This is a genomic window from Pseudoxanthomonas sp. LjRoot143 (genome assembly GCF_964252945.1).
Taxonomy (GTDB): domain Bacteria; phylum Pseudomonadota; class Gammaproteobacteria; order Xanthomonadales; family Xanthomonadaceae; genus Pseudoxanthomonas_A.
Genome location: NZ_CAXUPM020000001.1, coordinates 2,946,782 through 2,971,963, shown reverse-complemented (window position 1 = coordinate 2,971,963; position 25,182 = coordinate 2,946,782). Strand labels below are relative to the sequence as shown.

The window sequence follows — 25,182 nt, the reverse complement described above, 5'->3', positions numbered from 1 at the left end:
GCACCTCCTCGCGCGAAGGGGGCATGCGTCGGGATTCCCGCACTCCCTGCTTCCGGCTAAGCTTGCCGTAAAGGGGACGAACATGACCATTTCCGTCATTCTGCCTGCCAAGAACGAGGCAGAAGGGTTGCGCCGCACGTTGCCGGCACTGCTGGCGCAGGTGCCGAGCGCCGAGATCATCGTGGTCGACGATGGCTCGACCGACGACACCGCACAGGTCGCGGCGTCGCTGGGTGCGCGCGTCCTCTCCTCCCCGTACTCGATGGGCAACGGTGCCGCGATCAAGCGCGGTGCCCGCGCGGCCGCAGGCGACATCCTCGTCTTCATGGACGCGGACGGCCAGCACGACCCCGCCTGCATCCCGGCCCTGCTCGCGAAACTGGACGAGGGATACGACATGGTGGTGGGGGCGCGCGACTGGTCCGGCCAGGCCGGCGTGCATCGGGGTGCGGCGAATGCCTTCTACAACTGGCTCGCCAGCCGGATGACGGGATTCGAGGTCAAGGACCTGACCTCGGGATTCCGTGTGGTCCGGGCAGGCAAGTTCCGCGAGTTCATCCACCTGTTGCCCAATGGCTTCAGCTATCCCACCACCAGCACCATGGCGTTCTTCCGCAGCGCCTACGCGGTGGCCTACATGCCCATCCCGGTGGCCAAGCGCGTCGGCAAGAGCCATATCCGCCCGATCCGCGATGGTGTCCGCTTTCTATTGATCATTTTCAAGATCGCCACCTTGTACTCGCCGCTCAAGCTGTTCGCGCCGACGGCAGGCGTGTTCTTCCTGACGGCATTGGGCTACTACGTTTACACCTTTGCCACGCAGGGGCGCTTCACCAACATGAGCGTATTGTTGTTCAGTGCGGCGGTCATTGTCTTCCTGATCGGTCTGATCTCGGAGCAGATCACGTCCCTGACCTATCGGCGGGACGATTGACACGCTGCGTGATGGTCTCATGAAGTACAGGCCGGATATCGAGGGTCTACGCGCCGTTGCGATCCTGCTGGTTGTAGCTGCGCATGCCGGAATACCGGGATTCGAGGGGGGCTTCATCGGTGTCGATGTCTTCTTCGTCATTTCGGGCTACCTGATCACCGGCCTTCTCATTGGCGAGCATGCGCGAACGGGTCATATTGAGATCGCCGCTTTCTATGCACGTCGGTTCAGGCGTTTGCTTCCGGCATTGTTGCTGATGTTACTGGTGACCGCGATCGCCGTCCGTCTGGTACTTCCATCGGAAGAGCGGGCGTATCAGGCGGAGGCAGGTGCAGCCGCTTCCGTCTGGGCCAGCAACCTGTACTTTGCATTCGCGCGGATCGACTACTTCGGTGCGGCATCGGAGTCCAATGCGTATCTGCACAGTTGGTCGCTGGGTCTTGAGGAGCAGTTCTACCTGGTCTGGCCGCTGCTGCTCTTGCTGCTGTTGCCGCGGAGGTCAGAGAGACGTGCGCGCTGGCTCAGTTGGGGATTTGCGATCATCGTGGTTGTCAGCCTAAGCACGTGCCTCTGGATGACAGGCGTTTCCAGCAGGCATGCGTTCTACCTCATGCCGTTCCGCGCCTGGCAATTTGCGATGGGCGCGTTGGCGTGGCTGCTAACCACAAGATTGAGCGTGCTGGGTCTGTCTCACGCCCGGCTGGCTTCGGCATTGGGTGTAGGTAGCGCTGCGCTGATCGTGTTGTCGCTGATCCTGATCGACAAGGAGGTCGTCTATCCCGGCGCATGGGCAGTGCTTCCTTCGCTGGGTGCAGCCGGTCTGTTGTTGGCCGCAACGACCGGAAGCTCCCTCGTGTCGCGCGTACTCTCGGTCGCGCCATTGCAGGCGCTGGGTAAGGTGTCCTACAGCTGGTATCTCTGGCATTGGCCGGTGCTCGTCATCGGTGCTGTACTGATACCTGCGCCTGATCTTACGCGGCGACTACTTCTGGTAGCGTGGGCGCTGCTGTTTTCGGTCCTGTCGTATCGTCTGGTGGAACGGCCGTTGCGTGAGAGCGACGTACTCGTCAAGGTGCCGCGTTACACGATCCTGGCGGCAGTGCTGATGATGCTCAGCTCAGTGTTGCTGTTTGCGCGGTGGTCGGACTCTGAAAAGGATGCCGGGAGTACGCCTTCCGGCCAGTCCAGCTCGCATTCGAGTTCAGTGCCTGTCATCTATGCGATGGGCTGCGACGACTGGTATCACAGCGATAAGTTGGTTCCTTGCGTGTTCGGCGACGAAGCGGCTCCGAGGACAGCGGTCGTCATCGGCGACAGTATCGGTCTGCAATGGTTTCCGGCGTACGCAGAGGTCTTCTCGCGCCCGCAATGGAAGTTGATCGTGCTGACCAAGTCGTCGTGTCCGATGGTCAACAGGCCTATATTCAATCACCGGATCGGGCGTGAGTTCAAAGAATGCGCGTCATGGCGGGAGAAGGCACTCGATCATATCGCCTTGTTGCGACCGGATGTTGTTGTCATGGGAACGACCCATACGGCAGACTTCGACAAGGATGCTTGGGTGGACGGAACCAGCGAGGTGCTTGCACGCATGGCCCCTGTCGCCGGCAAGGTATTCATCATGCGATCGACACCCTTGTTGCCATTTTCCGGTGCGCAGTGTGTCCAACGCATCAGCCCCGGGGCTGAGATCGACTGGGAGCGCGCGGAGCACGAGTGCTCGGCACCCGCCTTTGACCCGCGGAACGACGAGGTGGATGGTTGGCTCCGGACGGCGGCGCATCGCTGGGCAAACACTGACGTCGTCGACATGAACGATGCAGTATGCCCGGAAGGGATTTGCAGGGCGGCTCAAGGCCATGCGCTTGTCTATCGCGATAACCAGCATCTGGACGCGACGTTCGTCAGTGTGCTGTCAGGCAGTCTTCGCGAGAAGATGGGAACTGCCGTGAGTGGTTGGCCGGAACTTCAGGCGGAGGACAAGTGACCGTGAGCCTGGAGAAGAATTTGATCAAGCGGACGGTCCTGGTTCTCGCATCCACCTATCCGCGATGGGTAGGTGACCCGGAGCCGGGTTTCGTGCATGAGCTGGCGAAGCGTCTGACCGATCGGTTCCGCGTAGTCGCCTTGGTGCCACATGCCTTGGGCGCCCCGACGCGCGAGGTGATGGATGGCGTCGAGGTCTATCGCTACCGATATGCGCCTGAGCGCTGGGAGACGCTTGTCAATGGCGGTGGCATCGTGGCTAACCTCAAGCGCGGTCGATGGAGGTATTTCCTCTTGCCAGGTTTCTTACTGGCGCAGACCTGGCATGCATGGCGTCTGCTGCGTCGTGAGCGGGTCGATGTCGTCCATGCGCATTGGTTGGTACCACAAGGGTTGATCGCTGCACTGCTACGGAACATGCCGGGATGCCACGCTCCCTTCGTCGCGACATCACATGGTGCGGATTTGTTCGCGCTGAAGGGACGTCTCCTGGGGGCAATGAAGCGCTGGGTAATCCGGCGGGCACGGGTTGTCACCGTCGTCAGCGAAGCCATGCGCACCGAGGTGCGGGGACTCGTGGGCGACATCGCCAATCCGAGCGTCCAGCCGATGGGCGTCGACCTGCAGCACCGGTTCGTCCCAATACCGAGCGATCCACGGACAGAAGATGAACTCCTTTTCGTTGGAAGGCTGGTGGAGAAGAAGGGACTTCGGCATCTGCTCGACGCCTTGCCTGAGGTTGCCGCGCAAAGGCCGAATGTACGGCTCCGTATCGCTGGCTTCGGGCCTGAGGAAGCCGCGCTCAGGCAGCAGGTGGTTGCGCTTGGGCTGGATAAGCGCGTCGTGTTCCTGGGCGCCGTGCCCCAGACCGAACTCCCGATGCTGTACCGGCGTGCGTCTTTGTTCGTTGCCCCATTCGTGGAGGCGGCGTCGGGCGACCAGGAGGGACTGGGGCTGGTGCTGGTGGAGGCGATAGGCTGTGGCTGTCCGGTGATCGCAGGTGATGTCGGCGCTGTTGAAGACGTGCTGGGCAAGGAGTCGTTTCAAGTGGTTCGGGCGGAGGATGTCGAACAGCTTTCGTCCAGGATCATCGCGTCGCTTTCGGACCCGGCCACGGCCGTTCTTCGCGCTGCCCGCCTGCGGGAGCGCGTGATAGACAGGTTCGAATGGACCAGGGTCGCAAAGCGCTACGGGGACCTGCTCGATGAGGGCTTGGAATGAACATGGAACTAGAGCGAAAGCCACATGCTGCGCTGGACCTAGATAGCCGTGTCCTGAAGGGCAGAAAGATCGAGCGTCTTCTGCGCCTCGAATCCTCAAGGGACGTGCGCAGACTGCTCGAGGTCGGTACCGGATCCGGCGGCATCAGTCACTACTTCGCACGCCATGCCGGGCATCGGTTCGACGTCGATTCCGTGGATGTGACTGACAGTCGTCAGGTGACCGGGACCTATCGTTTCCACGTCGTCGAAGATGTCCTGCTTCCTTTCCAGGACGAGACGTTCGATGTCGTTGTGACCAATCACGTCATTGAGCATGTGGGCGACGACAGTCGACAGGATGCGCACTTGGCCGAGATTCGCAGGGTGCTGAAGCGGGACGGCGTCGTCTACCTGGCCGTACCCAATCGCTGGATGCTGGTCGAGCCGCACTACAGGGTTCCCCTGCTGAGCTGGTGGCCTGAGCGATGGCGGAGTGGATGGCTCAGGCTATGGAAGAAAGGGCATTTCTACGATTGCCGGCCATTGCAGTTGGCCGATGCCGAGCGCCGCCTGCGGGCAGCTGGCTTCGAGTTTCGACAGGTCCACGCCGAAGCGGTGAGGGCGCTGGTGGAGATCGAGTTTCCGCAATCCTTCGGCTGGAGAGCGGTCGTGGGCCTTGTTCCCGACGGACTGTATCGCTTGCTTCGTCCTATGTTTCCGACCCTGATATGGATCATGAGGAAAACATGACCCGGATCAGGCGTCCTTTGGACAGCGACTATGCAGGGATCGGCGTGTGGTTTCCCACCGTGCGTACCGGCACGGGCACGGACGTGTTTACCGAACGATTGTGCAAAGGCCTAAATGCAAGTGGCGTTCGTGCCGAGATTACGTGGCTGCCCCATCGGGCAGAGTACCTGCCCTGGACGTTGCCGGTGCCAGTGAAGCCGGCATGGGCAGACATCGTCCACGTGAACACATGGCTGCACCCTCGTTTCATACCGGATGACGTGCCCGTCGTCGCCACCCTGCACCACTCCGTCCACGACCCGGTCTTGCGTCCGTACAAGGGGCCTGCGCGCGCGGCATATCACCGTTTCTGGATCGCACCCAACGAACGGCGCGTGATGGCTCGTGCGGATCGCGTGGTAGCGGTCAGTCGGTTCGCTGCGGACATGGCCCGCCAGACGCTACGCGATGTGCCGACGCAGGTCATCCACAATGGGATCGATACCGGCCGCTTCCGGCAAGCCCAAGGCAGCGTGAAGCCACACAGCCCGTTCCGGTTGCTGTACGTGGGAAGCTGGATGGCGCGAAAAGGTGTCGACCTGTTGGCACCCATCATGCGTGAGCTCGGCGAGGGCTTCGTGCTGCACTACACGGGCGGCCCCGCAGCGGAGAGTGACAAGGTCACGATGCCTCCCAACATGATTGATGTGGGTCGCTTGTCGGGCGATGGCGTGCTCGCCGCGATGCAGCAAGCGGATGCTCTTCTGTTTCCAACGCGCAGCGAGGGGTTTGGGCTCGTCGCTGCCGAAGCCATGGCGTGTGGGCTGCCTGTGATCGCGACAGATGCGGCATCGATACCGGAGGTGGTGGAAGCCGATGTCTCCGGAATACTGTGTCGACAGGATGACGTGCAGGCATTCGTGGCAGCTGCGCGCAGGCTTGCCAGCAGTGCGAGACTACTGCGTATGATGTCCGGCTCGTCGGCGGCCATCGTTGCCTGGTGTTTCGACCATGACGGCATGGTGGAGGCCTATCGATCCGTCTATGAATCCCTGATGAGTTCGCAAGCATGACGGCTGCCATCACTATCCATTTCAGGAAGCCAGAATTGACGAGCAAGTGTGTCGACAGTCTTTTGGCGGATGGTTGGGATCCGATTCTGGTCTGGGACAATTCCGCCGACGGAGGCGAGAGCCTGAAGGCGCTGGAGGCACAATATGCACCAGAGCCGCGTGTGCGACTTGCGCGGAACGCCGTCAATCTCGGCTTTGGCAAAGGCATGAATGCGGGCCTGGCCCTGCTGGGCAGGCAGGGTTATTCAGGTCCGGTACTGTTGGTGAACAATGATGCGCTAGTGGTGCCAGGCATGCGGCTTGCGCTGGGAGAGAAACTCTCTGGTGGTACGGCGCTGCTGGCTCCGCGCTTGATGCAGGATGGCCAGGAGCAGGGTTGGCTCTATTACCAGCCATGGCTAGCACTGGTGACACGTCGCCCGCTGCCCGGAAGTTTTGCTTATCTGAGCGGCTGTTGCCTGCTGGTGGAGCGACCCGACAATGCGCTGCCGCTGTTCGATGAGGATTTCTTCATGTATGGCGAAGATGTTGAGCTTTCATGGCGGATGTATGGAATGACCGCGCGCCTTCATTTGCTCGACCGCAGCTTCGTCCTGCATGAGGGGTCGGCCAGCAGCGGGCCGGCGAGTGCGGCATACGAACGATTTCTCGTCCGCTCGCACTGGCTGTTGGCAGAGAAACTCGCGTCGAATGCGCTAGAGAAACTGCTGATGTACGTGCTGAGGGTTCCGGTCCTGTTCGCGCGCGCCAGCGTTCGGGCATGGCGATATCGGTCAATGATGCCGCTGCGTGCGTTGTCGACCTTGGTTCACGATGGATGAGCGGGATCGACGCAGCTCACCGGACGACCGGACCAAACTTACCTTTTACGATCCAGCTTAGTTTGCGATATCCGCGTGTGAGATAACGGGGCGCAACCATTGCCCATTGCGCTGCGAGCATATGGTCGGCGAGCCATGGATGATCAAGGAACAACGCCTGGGCTGGACGTGCACTTGAGTCGATTTCTTTTGCCCGACGAATGGCATCGCTCAGGAGAACAGGGCATGAAGGAAAGGCGGAGTGGGCATGAGTCAGAAGTGCGGATGCGACTGCACTCGCTCTTTGCGGGGAAAGGCGGTCTGATTCAGCTAGGCTGTCGTGGAGTTTCAGTATCGCAGTAACCAAGGGCTGCGAGTTGTGTTCGGAGCGTGATATGCGGGAGAGCCTGCTTCCATAGTGCTGGGTGTATGCGCCTACGACCTTCTGCGTCTTGAGCCAGTCGATCTCCTCTCTTTCAGCCAAGCCCAGCATCCACAAGTAGTCATCGTAGAGCGCGATATCATCTTTCCAAAAGAAATCCTTGATTAGAGATCGTTTGAAAATTGATCCTTGGGTGAATCCACTGATCGCGATGGAAAGCAGGGCGGCGGTTGGGTAGTCATCCGAGTCAGGTAGTTGAAACCTCCCCGCTGGCGTGCCGTCCTCTCGGACGTTCTCAAGCGGAGCGGAACATAGATCCGCATTTTTCAAGTCGATAAGCGTCAGCTGGTCCGCAGCTGCGGGATACAGATAGTCATCATCGTCAAGAAATCTAATGTACTTTCCACTTGCTTTCGCGAGGCCGTGGTTTCTGGCAGCACAAGCATGGCCGACTTTCAAACAGTGCCACGAGATACGCGCGTCGTTTTTGTAGGTGGTTGCCACAGCTTTCCATGAGTCGTCGGGGCCGTTCGGTACGACCACAACCTCCACATCACTAGTTGGAGCTGCGCTCAGGGCGCTTTCTATCGCACGACCCAGATAATGGGGGCGACGAAACGTGGGAATGATTGTCGAAAGTATGAAGGACATGCCTATGATCCAAGCCGCGACGGGACTGCCAGCAGGTCTGTCCACAGGGGATGTTCCGCATACTGGGCGGCGAGTGCATCGAGGCTTGTCTCGCGTGCCCCGGCGCCCTGCTTCAGGTCGTAGATCCGACGTCCTTGCAGGGCGTGCCTAAACCATTCCATTCCGCCGGCCTTTGACAGGAGCCGGGGATTGAACTCGCATACCACCGGAACGCCCAATGCCAGCAAATTGGATGCGCCGTGCAGGGCATGTCCCTCGTATCCCTCGATATCCATCCACAGCAGTGCGCCCTTGCAGGGTAGTTCCAGATCATCCAACTTTGAGGATGGCGTGGCGATACCAGTATCCCCGATCGCATGAATACTACTGTCGACAGGTGATTCGTCCAGAAGTAGCATCACTCCAGACTCCGCACCGACAGCCTGAGCCAGGACGCGTGTGCGATCCAGTACGCCATTCAGGGCGAGGTTCGTGTAGAGCAGCCTAACGTTTTCAGGGTGTGGCTCGATGGCGGTCGCGGATTTCACGAGACCACGGGCGATTGCGGGTATCACGATGATTCCAATGTTGGCCCCCACATCTATCAGATGATGGGGAGTAGCGAATCCCTCTCTTGCCAGGAGGTTTATGGCAGTGACGAGCTTCTGGAACTCGATCTCACCGTGCTGGAACAGTAGGCGCCCGGTGCCTTTGTCTTTCGTCGATACCACGTACTTCTCAGGGTCGCCGACTACAAGGTATGGATTGGGGTATACGTCGTACGCTGCACGCTGTAACAACGGGATGCGCGACGCCAGTGGGCTGAGGCATAGGCGTGTCAGTGCCAGCAGCGGCGCGCGCAGTAGGTTGGATGTCTTGATGGCAGGATGCAGGGGCATACCTAGTTCCTACGTTTGAGTAGAAGAATGGAGAGGAGTGCTATCACCTCAGAGACGTAGCAGGCCCATATGGCGCCGTTTGGTCCAAAGCGCGGAATTAGCCATCCGCTGAGCACTACCGCAGTGACGCCGCCCGTAGTTGAAACCCAAGCGATTCGCTGGGTTCGCCCCATTGCGATCAACTGGAAGCAGCCGATATTTCGCAAAACTGCAAGCAGCGGTAGTAGCGCCAGCCACACCATAAACTCTGATGCCGAACGAAATTCTTCGCCGAGCACTACAGGTATCAGTCGAGCACCTGCGATCACGACGGCGGCGCCGATCAATGACATCACTATGAGGGCCGCACCGGCAGCCAGCAGGCGCCGGCGGTGGTCCGCATCGGCGTACAGTCTTGGCCACAGTGCTTCCTGCAGTGCCAAGATGGGTAAGCTGACTAGATCCACGGCGCGCTGGGCGATATTGAAATTGCCTGCATGGGAGAAAGCCGTATGTGCGAGTAGTGGCTTGTTGTATTCGGCTTGCACGCGGGCTGATATGCCGCTCGCCGTGAAGGGAATGCCCTCCCGAACCATCGCCCACATGTTCCTGTTGCTTGTTTGCCAGCCGATGCGGCAATGGGTGAACCATGCCGCGCATCCCATGTAGCCCAAGGTGACCACGATGTACGCAAGCAGCCAGGTGGTCAGGTCGGCATGCGCGAGTCCCCATAGACCGGCGAGCGCGAGCAATCTTGCGAGCGGAAGTCCAGCCTGAAGCGCGCCATAGATGCGCGTCTTTCGTTGAGCCTGGAAGGCGCGCCCCAGCAATTCGATCAACGAGACGCCGACGATTTCCGCGAAGATCATTCCGTGGACGGCGAACACGGGCGCGGCGACAGTAGGCAGCGTCCAGGTTGCCAGGAGTGAGGTCAACAGTGCGAACACCAGCACGCTGCGCCACCAGACGCACAATGCGCGTCCCAGCAGCAGCGGCAGTTCGGCTGGCTGCCTCGCGCCGTCTCGCAACACCACGCTGGGTAGCCCGAGCCCGGCAATGGAGGCCGCGATGCCTGCAATCGCCATCACGGCCACGAAGGCGCCGTAGTTTGTCGCGCCCAGGACCTTGGCCATCAAGAAAATGCAGCTGGCCTGAGCTGCGGCGCGCAGGAAGAACCAGCCGGTCAACTCGATGCCCGACCACGCCAGCGTGCCGGGACGCCAGTTCGCTAGGTTTCGCCAGGAGAGCGACGTCTTCATCGTCGAGTGTGGAGCTTCAGTTTCCTCGGATCGGCATCGGTCAATGCGGTGCCAGTGCGCTTGAACTTCTGGCATGGGCAAGCTGTTCCATCTGTGCAGCCAGATCGGGCCTGCCGATGGCGCGGAACTCGCCGGCCAGTCTGTATGGGTAAGGATCGTTTACAGGAATGGCGTTGATGGCGTCAATGAAGTAAGGAAGCGAAAGATCCGGCTCTTTCATGTCGGTCATCACGAAGTAGCCCATGGCAACTATCTCGTGCGGCCCGATGGTGGTCCTTTGGCGCAAGGTCGCCAGCGTCTTTAGTACTTGATCCTTGTCCAGCTTGACCCCGTTCTGCATGTGTTCCATGAAGATCACGGGCCCACGCTTGTTTTCCCAGCTCATTCGCACGGTCTTCAGTCGTTGCTGGAACAGAGCCCAGTCGCGTGACGTGTCATCCCCCCGGAGGGTTTTCAGCACGATCAGCAATCCCGGATTGTTCAGAGCCTCGGGCGCCAGCATCGATCCTTTCTCACAGGCGGCGATGGCTTCATCAAGCTGCGTGTTGCCGTAAACCGCGCCGCCCCCTGCCTGGAAGTGGCTGACGCATAGTTGAAACCAGGCCCGCGCTGACGCGGGGGAACTTTCCGCACTCGCGTGGGCCAGCGTCAGATTGCTGCGCCAGTCGTATGCACGCACGATCGTGGTGCAGGCCAGTACGAGCAACAGCCCACTGTACATCCCCTCCTTGATGGCAGGACGGACCAGCCATCGCTGGGTGATGCTTGCCAGCAGGCTGCCCACGGCAAGCACGACGCCTATCAGAGCAAGGTGGTTGCGATGCTCGAAGGCCAGTTCCAACCCAACCACATTGCTGGTAATGGCATGTGCGCCGAAGAAAATGAAGACGCCGAGAGAGAAAAGCGGCGCGCGCGCGCGTTGCCACCATGCAGTGGCCAGCAGGGCGACAAGCAGGATGATTGAGGGCAGTGTTGTCCATGGCTGCAGAATCCCGCGAGATGGCTGCAACCAGTCGTAGTAGAACGGCATGTGCTGTGGCAGCGGCAGCAGGATCTGGCCCAGGTACATGCACAGCACCCTGGCCTGGGTCAGCAGACGCTCCGGCGTTGAGAAATCGCGTGCGGCATAAGGCTCCCAGGACCAGTGACGCGGAATGACGTAGAAGAGGAAGATAACGATGCCTGACCACGCCCCCATCAGATAGACGAGCCTAAGGCGCTTGGCGACGCCGGCGTCGTTCGCCGCAAACCGCAGCAGGGTCAGTTCTAGGGCCAGGGTGTAGGCGGGTAGCAGGATGGAGTCTTCCTTGCAGCCCAATGCAAGCGCCCAAAGCAACCCCGTGAGCAGGAGGCCCGTACTGCCACGGCCCCCTTCGATCTGCGTCTTGCGCGCGGTGACGTAGGTGCAGAGGGCGAGCAGCAGGAAGAGTGTGCCCATGGTCTGGAAGCGCTGTACCACATACAGCACAGAAGAGACCTGCAGGGGGTGCGCGGCCCAAGCGAAGGCCAATGCCGGCGCTAGCCACGTAACTCTGGTGGCCGGTACGCGTGCGAGTAGCAGCAGGCTGCGGAACAGCCAGGCCAGCACGCAGGCGGTGAGTGCGTGCAGGACGATGTTCGTGGTCTTGAACGTGGCGGGCTCAAGGCCGCCCCCTCGCCAGAAGTCCAGCGCGAACGTCAGCGTGGGCAGCGTCCGCATGTCGCCCGAGATCTGCCGTGTGGTCACCACGTTGAGCAGTGCATCGCCGTCCAGTCGCGACAGGTGGATGGCGCTGTTGTTGACGATGCTGGGGATGTCGTCAAAGACGAACCCGCCAGGCAGCCCGGCGATGAACAACAGTCCGGCGATCAGTGCGATGACGATGCTGGAGACCAGGAACCGACCGGTAGGCGCGGACATGTACGCTCGTATGGGAGGGGCAGGCAACGGATTATCGGTGATTGGGCGCGCCACAGGTGCGTCATGCACCGTGGCCGCAGCGCAAGTCTGGGTCGCCCGCTCTAGTGCGTGGATCTGCTCACTGGGAGATCAGTTGAGCGCGCAACTTGCGGTGTTCATGTCGCAGGTGGTGGTCCGGACGCCCGGCGAGCGGGGCGAACCGGTGATGGGCGTGGCCATGTTGGTGACGGCCTGAATGGTCGCGCAGGCGCCTGGATTCGGTGTGGGAACCGAGCTGTTGTTGTAGATCGACACCAGCGAGAAGCTGGCGTAGTTCTTCATCTCGGCCTGGCAGGCAGACTCTGCCGAGCGGATCCGGTAGTTGTTGTAGGCCGGTAGCGCGATCGCCGCCAGGATGGCGATGATCGCCACCACGATCATCAGCTCGATCAACGTAAAGCCTTGTGCCTTGCGAGACATGGTGTTCAACCCTGTAATTCCCCGGGTGGAACCAGCAAATAACAGGCCAATCGAGTAGGGGTTTTGCTGCCCCGCGCCGCCACGTGTGAAAACTGTGATGCCGCGCTTGCTTTGGCCGCTGGCCACCTTGCACGGCGACGCAGGCGCCAGACGGACGGTGCGAAGTGTGAAAAAAAGAAAGCCCCTCCGGAGAGGGGCTTTCGAATCGAGCGTGACGCCTTGCTGCTGGAGCTTACGGCAGACGGCAGGTTGCGGTCGAGGTGCTGCAGGTGGTCGTGCGCGTACCCGGGTTGGCCGGAGTGAACGTGCCGGGGGTAACGCCAGTGGCGCTGGCAGCAGGCAGACGGCAGGCGGACGGCGTCCACGCGGGGATGGTCATGCTGGAAACCGAAGCCGACAGCCAAGCGTTGGCGTAAGCCTTGGCTTCGCCGAGGCAGGCGTTCTCGGCCGAGCGGATGCGGTAGTTGTTGTAGGCCGGCAGCGCGATGGCGGCCAGGATGGCGATGATGGCGACGACGATCATCAGTTCGATCAGGGTGAAGCCCTGGGCGTTCTTCTTCATGGTATTTCCCCTTTCAGGATTGGCTTGATGGTTAGGGACACAAGCCCCGTGTCCCTACATGGACCGTGGGCGCCGCGTACAGCATTACGACGCGTGCAGGGATGTAGAGCAGGATGCGTGCCAACTTCTGATACCCCCAGCGATTCCCCCACACTTCCCCGGGAGGAAACCCTGACACCGAAGTCGGGCGGGACTATCGCATCATTCCTTGACGTTGTGTATCGGGAAATGCGGTCAATCCCGGTTCGTGTCACAGATTGGGATATGCGGCATTTCGCGCCGAGCAGAACCCATTGCATGACGCTCGATTGGTGACGTGACCGCTAGCGTCATAATGTGACGCTTCGCGTCACCCGGGTCACTGTGCGATGCCGCGCACGTTTGCATGGAGACATATATATAGGTGTGGCGTAAGGCCTTGAACGGCCTACTCCATGCCCAGCTTCTTCAGCTTGTAGCGCAGCGCCCGGAAGGTGATGCCCAACTGGGCGGCCGCCTTGGTCTTGTTCCAGCGGTTCTCTTCCAGCGCCTTCTGGATGGCGGCGCGCTCCAGTTGCTCGATGTAGTCGGGCAGGGCGCCACCGGCGGCCGGGTCCACGTCCACGGCGCCGGGCGCATCGCGGACCACCTCGCCGGGGCTGAAGTCGCCACCGAACTTCTTGCCGGCCGGCGCCTGCGGCAGGTAGAGGTCGTCGATCTCGATGCTGTGGCCCTCGGACATGGCCAGCGCGCGCTCCAGGATGTTCTCCAGTTCGCGCACATTGCCGGGGAACGGATAGCGGCCCAGCGCCTCCATCGCCTCCGGCGACACCGACGGCGCCATCCGGCCGTGCTGGGCGGCGAGCCGCTCCAGAATGGCCGTGGTCAGCTGGGCCAGGTCGCCGGTGCGCTCGCGCAGCGGCGGCACGCGCAGCTCGATGACGTTGATGCGGTAGTACAGGTCATGGCGGAAGCGGCCGTCCGCGGCCAGTTCGCCCAGGTCCTTGTGGGTGGCCGACAGGATGCGCACGTCCACCTGCACCTCGCCGGAGGCGCCGACCGGGCGCACGGCCTTCTCCTGGATGGCGCGCAGCAGCTTCACCTGCATGGGCAGCGGCAGCTCGGCCACCTCGTCGAGGAACAGCGTGCCGCCATTCGCCGCCTGGAACAGGCCCTGCTTGTCGGCATGCGCACCGGTGAAGCTGCCCTTCTTGTGGCCGAAGAACTCGCTCTCCATCAGTTCGGCGGGGATCGCGCCGCAGTTGACCGGAATGAAGGGGCCGGACGCGCGCGCGCCCTGTTCGTGGATCGTGCGGGCGACCAGCTCTTTGCCGGTACCCGACTCGCCCATGATGTAGACCGGCGCCTGGCTGCGGGCGACCTTGCCGATGGTTTCGCGCAGGCCGTCCATCGCGGCCGAGGCGCCGAGCAGGCGGCTGGCCTGTTCCGGCGGTGGCGGCGGTGGCGGCGCGCGATCGCTGTTGTTCAACTCCAGCGCATGCTTGACCAGTCCGCGCAGGACGGCCAGGTCCACCGGCTTGCTGACGAAGTCGAAGGCGCCGGCCTTCAGCGCTTCCACCGCCAGTTCGATGTTGCCGAACGCGGTGATCATGGCCACCGGCGTATGGGGGTAGTTGCGCGAGATTTCGCCGACCAGATCGATGCCGTTGCCGTCGGGCAGGCGCATGTCGGTGAAGCAGAGGTCGTAGGTGTTGCGGCCCAGCAGCTCGCGGGCCTCGCCGAGATTGGCGGCGGTGTCGATGCGCAGGCCCATGCGGCCCAGCGTCAGCGTCAGCAGTTCACGGATGTCGCGTTCGTCGTCGACGATCAGGGCGCTACGGCTTTGATTCATGCATCTCCCCTCGTGCCCCTGTGCCGCCAGTGTAACCACTGAATGTGAATCATGGTACGCGAGGTGCCGCCGGGGCGGAAAACCGGGCGGCGGCGGGGACGTCAGGCCGGCAGCAGTGCGTGCGGGCCGGGCAGGGTGACGCGGAAGCAGCTGCCGCCACCGGGGACGGGCACGTATTCCAGCGTGGCCTGGTTGGCCCGGCACAGCTCGCGGGCGATATACAGGCCCAGGCCGGTGCCGTGTTCGGACGTGGTGAAGAAGGGCCGGAACAGCTGCGCGGCCACGGCCTCGGGGATGCCGGGACCACGGTCCATCACGTCGATGGTCGGACGATTCTCGGCATTGAACACGCGCACGCGGATGCGTGCGGATTCGCCCGGCAGGCGGCCGTAGTTCAGCGCGTTCTGCACCAGCACGGTCACCACCTGCTGCAGATGGCGCGGATCGACCAGCGCCGGCACCGCCTTTGCGCCGATGATGGTCTCCAGCGTGTCGGTCTCGATGGACAGCGTCTGCTGGTAATCGTCGACGAAGCGCCGGACGAAGGCATTGAGGTCGACGTGCTCGGGCGTGGCGCGCTCACGGCGGGCCAGGCCGAGCACGCTTTCGACGATGCCGTTGGTGCGCTGGCACTGCTGGTGGATGATCTGCAGCAGGCGCCGGTCGCCGTCGTTGACCTGCTGGGATTCCTCCAGCAACTGCACGGCGTAGTTGATGGCCGCCAGCGGATTGCGGATCTCGTGCGCCAGGCTGGCGGAGAAGCGGCCGAGCGCGGCCAGGGTCAGCGATTCCGCCCGGCGCGAGACCACCGTGGCGTCGTCCAGGAAGATCAGCGAGGTCTCGCTGTCGGCCAGCAGCCGGGCGAAGCGCGGCTGCACCTCGGGCTGGTCGGGCGAGAACTGCATCGGCGTCTCGTCGGTCTGCCAGCCGTTGCGCCAGCGCTGCAGGCGGCGGGCCAGTTCCGGCGCGGCGTGCAGCAGGGACACGCCCTTGCCGTCGGCGCCCTGGCCGTCGCCGCCGTCGCCCAGCAGCAGGCTGGCGGCCTCGTTGGCCAGCTTGATGTGGTTGTCCGCGTCCACCACCAGCACCCCGGTGCGCATGCGGCGGATGATCAGTTCGTTGACTTCGAACAGGTTGGCGACTTCCTCGCCGCGCTTGTCCGCCAGGGCCTGACTGGTGCGCGCCTTCTGGCCGGCCTGGTGCGCCAGGTACGCCAGCGCCAGGTAGCTCACCGCGAACATGATGACCTCGGCGGCCGAGCGTGCCGTGCCGCCGTCATGGAACTGGGTGAACAGGTACTCCCCGAACAGGGCGCCGATGGCCAGCAGGGCCACCGCCAGCGCCATCCGCGTACGCGGCAGCAACAGCGCCGCGGCCGACACGTTGAACAGCAGCATCATCGCCACGCCGGCGGTGGCGCCGGGCAGGGCATGGGTGATGAGCGCGGCGACCAGGATGTCGATGCAGACGCTGAGGAACACGATCCAGACCAGCCACTGCACGCTGCGGCCGACGAAGAACAGCACCAGCGCGAGCACCAGGTAACCCACGGCCACGACCATGCCCAGGTCTTCGTGGCGCGGCTGCCCCAGCACCTCGCCCAGCGGGCTGAACATCAGCGCGGCCAGGATCCCGGCTTCCAGCAACCGGTACAGGGCGAAGAAGTACAGTTCGCGGCGCGGTACCGATTCGAGGCGGGACAGGAGCGACTGGGCCTGGCGCAAACGCGTACTTCCCCTGTAGGCGAGGCCCACAGTATAGGCATGCGGGCCGCCGGATCGCCCAGCCGCCCCTTTGCCACCAAAGGCTTAGACACCGGGTTTTGCGCCCCCCGGCCGCGTCGGCGACAATAGGGGGCTTGCCCGGCCTCTGCCCCCACGGCCCCGGCCCGGGCAGTGTCTTCTGTTCCCTACCCACGGTGACGCATGAATTTCCACGAATATCAGGCCAAGCAGCTGCTGGCCGAGTACGGCATCCCGGTCCCGGCCGGCAAAGTCGCGGCCACGGCAGATGAAGCCGTCGCAGCCGCCCAGTCCCTCGGCAACGGCCCCTGGATGGTCAAGGCCCAGATCCACGCGGGCGGCCGCGGCAAGGCCGGCGGCGTCAAGTTCTGCAAGACCACCGACGACGTGAAGGCGGCCGCCGCCAAGATGCTCGGCACCAAGATGGCCACCTACCAGACCGCCGGCGTCGAGCTGCCGGTCAACCTGGTGCTGGTGACCACCGCCGGCGAGATCGTCAAGGAGCTCTACCTGTCGGTCCTCGTCGACCGCGGCACCAAGACCATCACCTACATCGCTTCTTCGGAAGGCGGCATGGAGATCGAGCAGGTCGCGGCCGAGACGCCGGACAAGATCCACACCCTCAACGTCGACTTCGTCGAGGGCGTGCAGGGTTACCAGGGCCGCGAGTTCGGCTTCAAGATGGGTCTGACGGCCAAGCAGGCCGGCCAGTTCGCCAACATCATGGTGAACCTGTACCGCATCTTCAACGAGAAGGACCTGGCGCTGGTCGAGATCAACCCGCTGGCGATCCTGGATGACGGCAACCTGTACGCGCTGGACGGCAAGTTCAACAGCGACGACAACGCCAACTTCCGCCAGAAGGCCCTGGTCGCGATGCGCGACAAGAGCCAGGAAGACGAGACCGAAGTGACGGCCTCGGAACTGGACATCAACTACGTGACCATGGACGGCAACATCGGCTGCATGGTCAACGGCGCGGGCCTGGCGATGGCCACCATGGACGTCATCAAGCTCAACGGCGGCGAACCGGCGAACTTCCTCGACGTGGGCGGCGGCGCCAACAAGCAGCGCGTGATCGAGGCCTTCAAGCTGATCCTGTCCTCGGACAAGGTCGAAGGCATCTTCGTCAACATCTTCGGCGGCATCGTCCGCTGCGACATGATCGCCGAGGGCATCATCGCCGCGGTGAAGGAAGTGGGCGTCAAGGTGCCCGTGGTCGTGCGCCTGGAAGGCACCAACGTGGAAGAAGGCAAGCAGCTGCTGCGCGACAGCGGCATGGCCATCATTCCGGCCGACAACATCAACGACGGCGCCAAGAAGGTCGTTGAAGCGGTCAAGGCCGCCGCCTGACCTTCCAGGGATCCGGGACGCCGGCCGCTTTTCCAGCCCCCTTGAGTCAAGGGGGCGACATCGGCGCGAAGCGGCGATGTCGGGGATGTGGCGGCATACCTGAGGCATGTTTCGCGATGCGGAACATGCCGTGGTCCCGGAGCCGATAAACAACACGCAATTCAGAGGACTAAAACGAATGTCCGTTTTGATCAACAAGAACACCAAGGTGATCGTGCAGGGCTTCACCGGCCAGCAGGGCACCTTCCACGCCACCCAGATGATCGAGTACGGCACCCAGGTCGTCGGCGGCGTCACCCCGGGCAAGGGCGGCACCACCCACATCGACCTGCCGGTGTTCGACACCGTCGCCGATGCGGTCAAGAGCACGGGTGCCGACGCGTCCGTCATCTACGTCCCGCCGCCGTTCGCGGCCGACGCGATCCTCGAAGCGGCCGCGGCCGGCATCAAGGTCATCGTCTGCATCACCGAAGGCATCCCGGTGCTGGACATGCTGCGCGTCAAGAACGTGCTGACCCGCGCCCATCCGGACACCGTGCTGGTCGGTCCGAACTGCCCCGGCGTGATCACCCCGGGCGAGTGCAAGATCGGCATCATGCCGGGCCACATCCACAAGCCGGGCAAGATCGGCATCGTGTCGCGTTCGGGCACGCTGACGTATGAAGCGGTCAAGCAGACCACCGAAGTGGGCCTGGGCCAGTCGACCTGCATCGGCATCGGCGGCGACCCGATCAACGGCCTGAACTTCGTCGACTGCCTGAAGCTGTTCAACGAAGATCCGCAGACCGAAGGCATCATCATGGTCGGTGAAATCGGCGGCGACGCCGAGGAAGCGGGTGCCGAGTACATCAAGCAGTTCGTGAAGAAGCCGGTCGTCGGCTTCATCGCGGGCGCCTCGGCCCCGGCCGGCAAGCGCATGGGCCACGCCGGTGCGATCGCCAGCGGCGGCAAGGGTACGGCGGAAGGCAAGTTCGCGGCGATGGAAGCCGCGGGCGTGACCACCGTCCGTTCGCCGGGCGACCTGGGTGCGGCCATCGCGGCGCGCCTGAAGAAGTAAGTAGAATCGCCTGAGGCACACGAAAGGCCGCCGCGTGCGGCCTTTCGCTTTTCTGGAGACGGTATGACGGCTTCGTTACGCATCGCCATGGCGCAGTTCGACTTTCCGGTCGGCGGCGTCGCGCAGAACAGCGCCAGCATCCGGCGCATGATCGCCGAGGCGCGCGACGAGTACGGGGCGGATGTGGTGCTGTTTCCCGAACTGGCGGTCAGTGGCTACCCGCCGGAAGACCTGCTGCTGCGGCCGAGATTCCTGGCCGACTGCGAAGCGGCGCTGGCGGAGATCGCGGCGACCACGCATGGCATCGTCGCTGTGGTGGGCTGGCCGCAGAGCGCGGGCAGCGTGGTGTACAACGCGGCCAGCGTGCTGCGCGACGGTGTGGTCGAAACCACCTACCGCAAGCGCGAGTTGCCGAACTACGCGGTGTTCGACGAGCGTCGCTACTTCGATGTCGACCCGGATGGCGGCGCCTGCAACTTCGAGGTCAAGGGTGTGCCGCTGGGCCTGGTGATCTGCGAGGACCTCTGGTTTCCCGAGCCGCTGGCCGACACGGCGGCGGCGGGCGCGGTGCTGACGCTGGTGCCGAATGCCTCGCCGTTCGACCGCGACAAGCATGCGCAGCGCGATGCCTTGATCGCAGAGCGCACGCGCGAGACCGGCATGGCGCTGGCTTACCTCAACGTGGTGGGCGGGCAGGATGCGGTGGTGTTCGATGGCGCGTCCGTCGTCGCCGACGGCGACGGCACCGTGCATCCGGCGGCGGCGGCGTTCACCGACCAGTGGCTGGTCGTGGACTTCGACGTGGCGACGCGCAAGTTCAGCCCCGTCGTGTGGATGGACGACGGCGACGAGAGCCGCGACGCGCTGGCCTGGCGCGCCATCGTCCGTGGCCTGCGCGACTACTGCGGCAAGAACGGCTTCTCCAAGGTCTGGCTGGGCCTGTCCGGCGGCATCGACTCGGCGCTGGTGCTGGCGCTCGCCGTCGATGCGCTGGGTGCGGACAATGTCACCGCGGTGCGGCTGCCGTCGCGCTACACCGCCGGCCTGTCGAACGACCTGGCGGCCGAGCAGTGCGCGGCCCTGGGGGTGAAGCTGGAGGCGATCTCGATCGAGGCGCCATTCAAGGGCTTTCTGGAGGCGCTCGGTCCGGTGTTCGGCGACAAGGCGGCCGACACCACCGAGGAGAACCTGCAGTCGCGCAGTCGCGGCGTGATCCTGATGGCGCTGAGCAACAAGTTCGGCGGCCTGCTGCTGACCACCGGCAACAAGAGCGAGTATGCGGTCGGCTACGCCACCATCTACGGCGACATGTGCGGCGGGTACGCGCCGATCAAGGACCTGTACAAGACCGAGGTGTTCGCGCTGGCGCGCTGGCGCAACACGGTCGGCGGGGCGCCGGTGATCCCGCCGGCCGTCATCGATCGCCCCCCGTCGGCGGAATTGCGCGAGAACCAGAAGGACCAGGATTCGCTGCCGCCGTACGACGTGCTGGACGCCATCCTGTTCCGCTACGTCGACCTGGAGCAGTCACGCGACGAGATCGTCGCCGCTGGCTTCGACGCGGCCACTGTCGACCGCATGCTGCGGCTGGTGCGCATCAACGAGTGGAAGCGCCACCAGGCCGCGCCCGGACCGAAGGTCTCGCGCCGCGCGTTCGGCCGCGAGCGTCGCTATCCGATCACCAACAAGTACGCGCTGTGACCTCGGCCGCGCGCCGCGCCCGGCCGATACGGAGAACGACATGAGCAGGAAGAAGAAGCGCACCGCGCACCGCGACCGACCCGCCACGCCCGCGATGCGTCCGGCAACGCCGCCGGACCGGGTGATGCTGGCGCTGGCGATGCTGGGGCTGCTGATCACCGGCTACCTGACATGGACGGCGGGCAGCGGCTCAGCATCGGCGTTCTGCACCGCCGGTCGCGGCTGCGAGGCGATCCAGCGCAGCGGCTGGTCCACGCTGCTGGGCCTGCCGATGGCGTTGTGGGGCTTCGGCCTGTACGCCGTCGTCGCGCTGGTGTCGCTGGCGCGCAAGGCGTCGCCGCTGCTGCGATGGCAACGGCAATGGCGGCTGGTGCTGCTGGGGCTGGCGATCAGCCTGTACCTGACGGCCGTAGGCAAGCTGGTGCTCGATGCGTTCTGCGTCGGCTGCCTCGCCTCGCTGGCGGTCCTGGTGGCGATGTTCGTGTGGCTGACGGTGCGTCGCCCGGCATCGGCGCCCGGCCAGGCCTGGGGACGATGGTGGGCCGTGCAGGCCGTGCCGGTGCTGCTGATCGTGGCCGTCCTGCACGTGCACCAGAGCGGCCTGTTGCACCAGCGGCCGGAAAGCCGCCGTGCGGCCGCGCTGGCGCAGCACCTGACCGACTACGGTGCGAAGTTCTACGGCGCATCGTGGTGCGTGGAATGCAGCCGGCAGAAGCGGCACTTCGGCCATGCGGCGGAACAGCTGCCCTACATCGAGTGCTCGCCCGGCGGCCGCAACACCCCCATGACCTCCGCCTGCGCGGCGGCGGGCATCACGGTGTTCCCGACGTGGGTGATCGATGGCATCGAACACAACGGCGTGATGGAGCCGCAGCAACTGGCCGTGCTCACCCGGTTCGAGTGGGACAAGGCCGGAGGCAAGGACTGACCACCCCCGGCGGTACACAGGCAAAGAAAAACGGCCTCGCGGCCCTTTTTCGTTCCTGCGACCGGCTGGACGGTCAGTCGTTCTTGCGCTGTTCCACCGTGTTGCTCGACTTCTCGCCGGCGAACGGATTCAGGCGACGCACCATCCACGGATAGTCCGGGAACTTGCCGGCCAGCCAGGGGTGCTTCGGGTCGTTGAGTTCCAGCACGCGCTTGGCGTCGGCGGCCAGTGCCTGGTTGCCCAGGTGGGTGTAGGCCTCGGCGAGCACGGCGACGGCATCGTACTGGTAGCTGCTCTGCGGGTAGGTTTCCAGCAGGTAGCGCGCGCGGCTGGCGGCCGACACCCACGCGTCGCGGCGCAGGTAGTAGATCGCGGTATCCAGCTCGTGCAGCGCGAACTGGTCGCGCAGCAGGATCATGCGCTGGCGCGCGTCGGCGGCGTAGCGGCTGTTGGGATAGTTCTCGGCGACGCGGGCGAAGTCGTTGTAGCCCTGCATCGGCGTGGCCAGGTCGCGGCGGCTGGCGTCGAGGCGCCACACCTTCTGCAGGAACACCGTGTCGCGGTTGGAGTTGGCCAGCCCGCGCAGGTAATACATGTACGGGATGTGGCGGTGGGTCGGGTAGGTGCGGATGAAACGGTCAATCGTGGTCACCGCGTCGTCCAGCCGGCCGGCCTTGTACTCGGCATAGGCCGTTTCCATGAGTGCCTGCTCGGTGTACGGGCCGTACGGGTACTGGGCGATCAGGCGGCGGAAGTTCTGCAGGCCGCGGTCCCAGTTGTTGTTGACCATCGCCCGGTGGGCTTCCTCGTACATCACCTCGACAGGCTGGTTCTCGGCGGCGTCCTTCTTCTTGAAGATCTTGCCGCAGCCGGTGCCGGCGAAGGCGACGACCACGGCCAGCAGGACGAGGCGGGAGGTCGCGGAGGAGCGGGAGAAGCGGGAGAAGGCACGCTGGGTCATGGGCTGGCGGCAGGCCGCGGCAGGGAAACAGGCCGTCGATGATAGCCTAGGCGCCGCCTTCGCCATGAACATTCGGCCAATACGGACCGGATCCTGGCCTCCCTGGACGTCTTTCCGCATGACCGAACCCGATTCCCCCGATACCGCTGTCACCCCCCGTACGGCCATCGTGCCCGCCAGCGCCGCTGGCCGGCGCTTCGATGCGGCCCTGGCCGAGCTGTTTCCCGAATTCTCCCGCTCGCGCCTGACCGAGTGGATCAAGTCCGGCAATGCGCTGCTGGACGGCCAGACCGTGCGGCCTCGCGACCCCGTCCGTGGCGGCGAGACCGCCAGCCTGGACGTGGTGCTGGATACCCAGACCCATGCCGAGCCGGAAGACATTCCGCTGGACATCCTGTACGAGGATGAGCACGTCTTCGTGCTGGACAAGCCGGCGGGCCTGGTGGTGCACCCGGGTGCGGGCAATCCGACCGGCACCCTGGTCAACGCGCTGCTGTTCCGCGACCCGTCGCTGTCGGCCCTGCCGCGCGCGGGCATCGTGCACCGCCTGGACAAGGACACCTCCGGGGTCATGGTGGTGGCACGCACGTTGCCGGCGCACACCTCGCTGGTGGCGCAGCTGGCCTCGCGCGATGTGCACCGCCAGTACCTGGCGGTGGTGGTCGGCGCGATGGTGTCCGGCGGCACCGCCAATGCGCCGATCGACCGCCATCCGCGCGACCGCCTGAAGATGGCGGTGCGCGAGGATGGCCGCGACGCCGTCACCCACTACCGCCTGCGCGAACGCTTCCGTGCGCACACCGCGCTGGAATGCCGGCTGGAAACCGGCCGCACGCACCAGATCCGCGTGCACATGGCGCACATCAAGTACCCGATCATCGGCGATCCGCTGTACGGCGGCCCGTTGCGGCTGCCGAAGGGCGCCAGCGACGAGCTGATCGCGGTGCTGCGCAGTTTCCGCCGGCAGGCGTTGCATGCCGAGACGCTGGAGTTCGCGCATCCCGTCAGCGGCGAGCCGGTCCGCGTCACCGCGCCGGTGCCGGCCGACATGGTGGCGTTGCTGGCGGCACTGCGCGCGGACAGCCAGGCCAAGCGCGGATGAACCGCGCGCCGTCGGTGCCCGCCGACTGGCCGGCACCCGCCGGCGTGCATGCCTTCACCACGCAACGACACGGCGCCGGGTTCTCCGCGGCGCCGTTCGATACGTTCAATCTCGGAAACAGGTACGCGGCCGACGGCGATGATCCCGCGGTCGTCGCGCGCAACCGCGCGCAGCTGGTCGAGCTCGCCGGCGTTCCGTCAACGCCGCACTGGCTGAGGCAGGTGCATGGCACCGACGTGCTGCGCGTGGAGACGCCGGCGGTCTCCGATGCCGCCGAGCCCGTCGCCGACGCGCTGGTGACATCGACGCCGGGCGTGGTCCTCGCCATCCTCACGGCCGACTGCCTGCCGGTGGTGTTCGCCGCGAAGGACGGTCGCGAGATCGCCGCCGCGCATGCCGGCTGGCCCGGCCTGTCGAAAGGCATGCTGGAAGCCGCGCTGGATGCCATGACGACGCCCGCAGCCGACGTGGTCGCGTGGATCGGCCCGGCGGCGGGTCCGACGCGCTACGAAGTGGGTAAGGACGTGTTCGACGTCTTCGTCGCCCACGATGCCGGCGCTGCGTCCTGCTTCATCCCGACGCGTCCCGACCACTGGCTGGCCGACCTGCCGGCATTGGCGCGTCGTCGACTGGTGGCGCGAGGCATGGCGGCCACCGACATCCATGGTGGCGACCTCTGCACGATCAGCGAGCCCGAACGCTACTTCTCGCATCGCCGCGACGGCCGCAGCGGCCGCATCGCCACGCTCGCATGGATGCAGCCGTAAGGTCGCTGTTCGCGCAGGTGCTGGGGCCGGCGTTCGGCACGCTGGCCGCGCCGGTGCACGCACTGCACGTGGCGCAAGGGATGAACCGGTACCGGGGCGAGGTCCAGGTGGAGCGTGGAAGCACGCTGCTATCCCGACTCGTGGCGGCCACCACGCGCCTGCCGCCTGCGGGTAACGGTCCGCTGTGCATGGAGATCGATGCCTCGCCGCTGCAGGAACGCTGGATCCGCTTCATCGGTGGCCGTGCGATGCCGTCACGCCTGTGGCGCGAGGGCGACATGCTGTGCGAACGCCTCGGCCTGGCGACGTTCGGATTCCGGCTCGACGTCACGGACGGCACCATCACGTGGCGCGTCGCACGTGTCCGCGTATTCGGCGTGTCGCTGCCGGCGCGCTGGTTCACCGGCGTGGGGGCGCGCGAATCCGCCGACGGCGATCGCTACCGCTTCGACGTGTGGGCATCGCTGCCGATCGCCGGCCTGCTGGTGCACTACCAGGGGTGGCTGGATGTCGGGTGATCCCGCGCGCAAGGAGGGGCCGGTCATCGTCTTCGATGGCATCTGCGTGCTGTGCAACGGCTGGGTGCGCTTCCTGCTGAAGCACGATCGTGAAGGGCGCTACCGTTTCGCGGCGATGCAGTCGGACGCCGGACGCGCGCTGTTGGCCGGGCATGGCCTGGACCCCGACGATCCAGCCTCGTTCCTGCTGGTGGAGGGCGCGCAGGCCTGGACCGACAGCGATGCGATCCGTCGCGTGCTGACCGGGCTGGGTGGCGTGTGGCGCCTGGCGGCGGTGATCGCCGTGGTGCCGCGCGTCGTGCGCGATCCGTTGTACCGGTGGGTGGCGCGGAACCGCTACCGGTGGTTCGGCACGACGGAGTGCCGTGTACCGACGCAGGAAGAGTGGGCACGGTTCCTGGAATAGACACACGTATCCGGTCGGCCCC

The 25,182-nt window shown here is 64.4% G+C and carries 22 protein-coding genes and 1 pseudogene; 14 read left to right on the top strand and 9 right to left on the bottom strand.

Features of this window, described 5'->3' with window-relative positions; genetic code table 11:
- Positions 1 to 82: 82 nt before the first annotated feature.
- From ACSQ1W_RS14405 to ACSQ1W_RS14380, 6 genes are read left to right on the top strand one after another with little or no spacing between them, the layout of a single operon-like run.
- Positions 83 to 934: a glycosyltransferase family 2 protein gene (locus ACSQ1W_RS14405; protein ID WP_436044357.1), complete on the top strand. Its 852-nt coding sequence runs from the start codon at positions 83 to 85 to the stop codon at positions 932 to 934.
- A gap of 19 nt (positions 935 to 953) precedes the next feature.
- Positions 954 to 2,921, top strand: a complete 1,968-nt coding sequence (locus tag ACSQ1W_RS14400) for an acyltransferase family protein (RefSeq protein ID WP_436044355.1) — start codon at positions 954 to 956, stop codon at positions 2,919 to 2,921.
- A gap of 2 nt (positions 2,922 to 2,923) precedes the next feature.
- The gene (locus ACSQ1W_RS14395; protein ID WP_436044354.1) at positions 2,924 to 4,141 is read left to right on the top strand and encodes a glycosyltransferase; all 1,218 of its coding nucleotides are present in this window, start codon (positions 2,924 to 2,926) and stop codon (positions 4,139 to 4,141) included.
- On the top strand, positions 4,138 to 4,872 hold the full coding sequence (locus ACSQ1W_RS14390; RefSeq protein WP_436044352.1) for a methyltransferase domain-containing protein: 735 nt from the start codon (positions 4,138 to 4,140) through the stop codon (positions 4,870 to 4,872). The genes ACSQ1W_RS14395 and ACSQ1W_RS14390 overlap by 4 nt, the downstream gene beginning before the upstream one ends.
- A complete protein-coding gene (locus tag ACSQ1W_RS14385) occupies positions 4,869 to 5,924 on the top strand; it encodes a glycosyltransferase family 4 protein (protein WP_436044351.1) in 1,056 nt (351 codons plus the stop codon). The genes ACSQ1W_RS14390 and ACSQ1W_RS14385 overlap by 4 nt, the downstream gene beginning before the upstream one ends.
- Entirely contained in the window at positions 5,921 to 6,745 is an 825-nt protein-coding gene (locus ACSQ1W_RS14380; RefSeq protein WP_436044350.1) for a hypothetical protein, read from the top strand. Before ACSQ1W_RS14385 ends, ACSQ1W_RS14380 begins: the two co-directional genes overlap by 4 nt.
- A 16-nt stretch (positions 6,746 to 6,761) precedes the next feature.
- On the opposite strand, the gene ACSQ1W_RS14375 is transcribed toward ACSQ1W_RS14380, so the two are convergent.
- The 8 genes and pseudogenes from ACSQ1W_RS14375 to ACSQ1W_RS14340 all read right to left on the bottom strand — a co-directional run bounded on the left by ACSQ1W_RS14375 (position 6,762) and on the right by ACSQ1W_RS14340 (position 16,349).
- Complete coding sequence (locus tag ACSQ1W_RS14375) at positions 6,762 to 7,757, bottom strand: glycosyltransferase family 2 protein (protein ID WP_436044349.1); 996 nt, start codon at positions 7,755 to 7,757, stop codon at positions 6,762 to 6,764.
- A gap of 2 nt (positions 7,758 to 7,759) precedes the next feature.
- Positions 7,760 to 8,635: an FkbM family methyltransferase gene (locus ACSQ1W_RS14370; protein ID WP_436044348.1), complete on the bottom strand. Its 876-nt coding sequence runs from the start codon at positions 8,633 to 8,635 to the stop codon at positions 7,760 to 7,762.
- A 2-nt stretch (positions 8,636 to 8,637) separates the two neighbouring features.
- The gene (locus ACSQ1W_RS14365) at positions 8,638 to 9,873 is read right to left on the bottom strand and encodes a lipopolysaccharide biosynthesis protein (protein ID WP_436044347.1); all 1,236 of its coding nucleotides are present in this window, start codon (positions 9,871 to 9,873) and stop codon (positions 8,638 to 8,640) included.
- 40 nt (positions 9,874 to 9,913) lie between these two features.
- Positions 9,914 to 11,773: a hypothetical protein gene (locus ACSQ1W_RS14360; protein WP_436044345.1), complete on the bottom strand. Its 1,860-nt coding sequence runs from the start codon at positions 11,771 to 11,773 to the stop codon at positions 9,914 to 9,916.
- 344 nt (positions 11,774 to 12,117) lie between these two features.
- Positions 12,118 to 12,232: pseudogene (locus tag ACSQ1W_RS14355) on the bottom strand (prepilin-type N-terminal cleavage/methylation domain-containing protein); the annotation flags it as partial.
- A gap of 232 nt (positions 12,233 to 12,464) precedes the next feature.
- Entirely contained in the window at positions 12,465 to 12,794 is a 330-nt protein-coding gene (locus ACSQ1W_RS14350; RefSeq protein ID WP_436044344.1) for a prepilin-type N-terminal cleavage/methylation domain-containing protein, read from the bottom strand.
- A 427-nt stretch (positions 12,795 to 13,221) separates the two neighbouring features.
- Positions 13,222 to 14,625, bottom strand: a complete 1,404-nt coding sequence (locus ACSQ1W_RS14345; protein ID WP_436044342.1) for a sigma-54-dependent transcriptional regulator — start codon at positions 14,623 to 14,625, stop codon at positions 13,222 to 13,224.
- 101 nt (positions 14,626 to 14,726) lie between these two features.
- Positions 14,727 to 16,349: a sensor histidine kinase gene (locus ACSQ1W_RS14340; protein ID WP_436044341.1), complete on the bottom strand. Its 1,623-nt coding sequence runs from the start codon at positions 16,347 to 16,349 to the stop codon at positions 14,727 to 14,729.
- Positions 16,350 to 16,550: 201 nt separating this feature from the next.
- Between ACSQ1W_RS14340 and sucC the strand changes: the two genes are divergently transcribed.
- From sucC to ACSQ1W_RS14320, 4 genes are all read left to right on the top strand, one after another.
- A complete protein-coding gene (gene sucC / locus ACSQ1W_RS14335; RefSeq protein WP_436044340.1) occupies positions 16,551 to 17,720 on the top strand; it encodes an ADP-forming succinate--CoA ligase subunit beta in 1,170 nt (389 codons plus the stop codon).
- 178 nt (positions 17,721 to 17,898) lie between these two features.
- On the top strand, positions 17,899 to 18,777 hold the full coding sequence (gene sucD / locus ACSQ1W_RS14330) for a succinate--CoA ligase subunit alpha (RefSeq protein WP_192272794.1): 879 nt from the start codon (positions 17,899 to 17,901) through the stop codon (positions 18,775 to 18,777).
- Between the two features lie 63 nt (positions 18,778 to 18,840).
- Positions 18,841 to 20,478: an NAD+ synthase gene (locus ACSQ1W_RS14325; RefSeq protein WP_436044339.1), complete on the top strand. Its 1,638-nt coding sequence runs from the start codon at positions 18,841 to 18,843 to the stop codon at positions 20,476 to 20,478.
- 40 nt (positions 20,479 to 20,518) lie between these two features.
- On the top strand, positions 20,519 to 21,406 hold the full coding sequence (locus tag ACSQ1W_RS14320) for a vitamin K epoxide reductase family protein (RefSeq protein ID WP_436044337.1): 888 nt from the start codon (positions 20,519 to 20,521) through the stop codon (positions 21,404 to 21,406).
- A gap of 73 nt (positions 21,407 to 21,479) precedes the next feature.
- On the opposite strand, the gene ACSQ1W_RS14315 is transcribed toward ACSQ1W_RS14320, so the two are convergent.
- A complete protein-coding gene (locus tag ACSQ1W_RS14315) occupies positions 21,480 to 22,367 on the bottom strand; it encodes an outer membrane protein assembly factor BamD (protein WP_192272788.1) in 888 nt (295 codons plus the stop codon).
- A gap of 118 nt (positions 22,368 to 22,485) precedes the next feature.
- On the opposite strand from ACSQ1W_RS14315, the gene rluD reads away from it, so the two are divergent.
- The 4 genes from rluD to ACSQ1W_RS14295 are packed head-to-tail and all read left to right on the top strand — an operon-like array spanning position 22,486 to position 25,160.
- Complete coding sequence (gene rluD, locus ACSQ1W_RS14310) at positions 22,486 to 23,469, top strand: 23S rRNA pseudouridine(1911/1915/1917) synthase RluD (RefSeq protein ID WP_436044336.1); 984 nt, start codon at positions 22,486 to 22,488, stop codon at positions 23,467 to 23,469.
- Positions 23,466 to 24,236: a peptidoglycan editing factor PgeF gene (gene pgeF / locus ACSQ1W_RS14305; RefSeq protein WP_436044334.1), complete on the top strand. Its 771-nt coding sequence runs from the start codon at positions 23,466 to 23,468 to the stop codon at positions 24,234 to 24,236. The genes rluD and pgeF overlap by 4 nt, the downstream gene beginning before the upstream one ends.
- The gene (locus tag ACSQ1W_RS14300) at positions 24,221 to 24,754 is read left to right on the top strand and encodes a DUF4166 domain-containing protein (protein WP_436044333.1); all 534 of its coding nucleotides are present in this window, start codon (positions 24,221 to 24,223) and stop codon (positions 24,752 to 24,754) included. Before pgeF ends, ACSQ1W_RS14300 begins: the two co-directional genes overlap by 16 nt.
- Entirely contained in the window at positions 24,744 to 25,160 is a 417-nt protein-coding gene (locus ACSQ1W_RS14295) for a thiol-disulfide oxidoreductase DCC family protein (protein ID WP_436044332.1), read from the top strand. The genes ACSQ1W_RS14300 and ACSQ1W_RS14295 overlap by 11 nt, the downstream gene beginning before the upstream one ends.
- Positions 25,161 to 25,182: the final 22 nt, after the last annotated feature.

Bases quoted from the DNA above. Each gene is read 5' to 3' on its own strand.
- ACSQ1W_RS14405 (WP_436044357.1), top strand. From the start codon at position 83: ATGACCATTTCCGTCATTCTGCCTGCCAAGAACGAGGCAGAAGGGTTG.
- ACSQ1W_RS14400 (WP_436044355.1), top strand. From the start codon at position 954: ATGAAGTACAGGCCGGATATCGAGGGTCTACGCGCCGTTGCGATCCTG.
- ACSQ1W_RS14390 (WP_436044352.1), top strand. From the start codon at position 4,138: ATGAACATGGAACTAGAGCGAAAGCCACATGCTGCGCTGGACCTAGAT.
- ACSQ1W_RS14385 (WP_436044351.1), top strand. From the start codon at position 4,869: ATGACCCGGATCAGGCGTCCTTTGGACAGCGACTATGCAGGGATCGGC.
- ACSQ1W_RS14380 (WP_436044350.1), top strand. From the start codon at position 5,921: ATGACGGCTGCCATCACTATCCATTTCAGGAAGCCAGAATTGACGAGC.
- ACSQ1W_RS14375 (WP_436044349.1), bottom strand. From the start codon at position 7,757: ATGTCCTTCATACTTTCGACAATCATTCCCACGTTTCGTCGCCCCCAT.
- ACSQ1W_RS14370 (WP_436044348.1), bottom strand. From the start codon at position 8,635: ATGCCCCTGCATCCTGCCATCAAGACATCCAACCTACTGCGCGCGCCG.
- ACSQ1W_RS14365 (WP_436044347.1), bottom strand. From the start codon at position 9,873: ATGAAGACGTCGCTCTCCTGGCGAAACCTAGCGAACTGGCGTCCCGGC.
- ACSQ1W_RS14360 (WP_436044345.1), bottom strand. From the start codon at position 11,773: ATGTCCGCGCCTACCGGTCGGTTCCTGGTCTCCAGCATCGTCATCGCA.
- ACSQ1W_RS14350 (WP_436044344.1), bottom strand. From the start codon at position 12,794: ATGAAGAAGAACGCCCAGGGCTTCACCCTGATCGAACTGATGATCGTC.
- ACSQ1W_RS14345 (WP_436044342.1), bottom strand. From the start codon at position 14,625: ATGAATCAAAGCCGTAGCGCCCTGATCGTCGACGACGAACGCGACATC.
- sucC (WP_436044340.1), top strand. From the start codon at position 16,551: ATGAATTTCCACGAATATCAGGCCAAGCAGCTGCTGGCCGAGTACGGC.
- sucD (WP_192272794.1), top strand. From the start codon at position 17,899: ATGTCCGTTTTGATCAACAAGAACACCAAGGTGATCGTGCAGGGCTTC.
- ACSQ1W_RS14325 (WP_436044339.1), top strand. From the start codon at position 18,841: ATGACGGCTTCGTTACGCATCGCCATGGCGCAGTTCGACTTTCCGGTC.
- ACSQ1W_RS14320 (WP_436044337.1), top strand. From the start codon at position 20,519: ATGAGCAGGAAGAAGAAGCGCACCGCGCACCGCGACCGACCCGCCACG.
- ACSQ1W_RS14315 (WP_192272788.1), bottom strand. From the start codon at position 22,367: ATGACCCAGCGTGCCTTCTCCCGCTTCTCCCGCTCCTCCGCGACCTCC.
- rluD (WP_436044336.1), top strand. From the start codon at position 22,486: ATGACCGAACCCGATTCCCCCGATACCGCTGTCACCCCCCGTACGGCC.
- pgeF (WP_436044334.1), top strand. From the start codon at position 23,466: ATGAACCGCGCGCCGTCGGTGCCCGCCGACTGGCCGGCACCCGCCGGC.
- ACSQ1W_RS14300 (WP_436044333.1), top strand. From the start codon at position 24,221: ATGGATGCAGCCGTAAGGTCGCTGTTCGCGCAGGTGCTGGGGCCGGCG.
- ACSQ1W_RS14295 (WP_436044332.1), top strand. From the start codon at position 24,744: ATGTCGGGTGATCCCGCGCGCAAGGAGGGGCCGGTCATCGTCTTCGAT.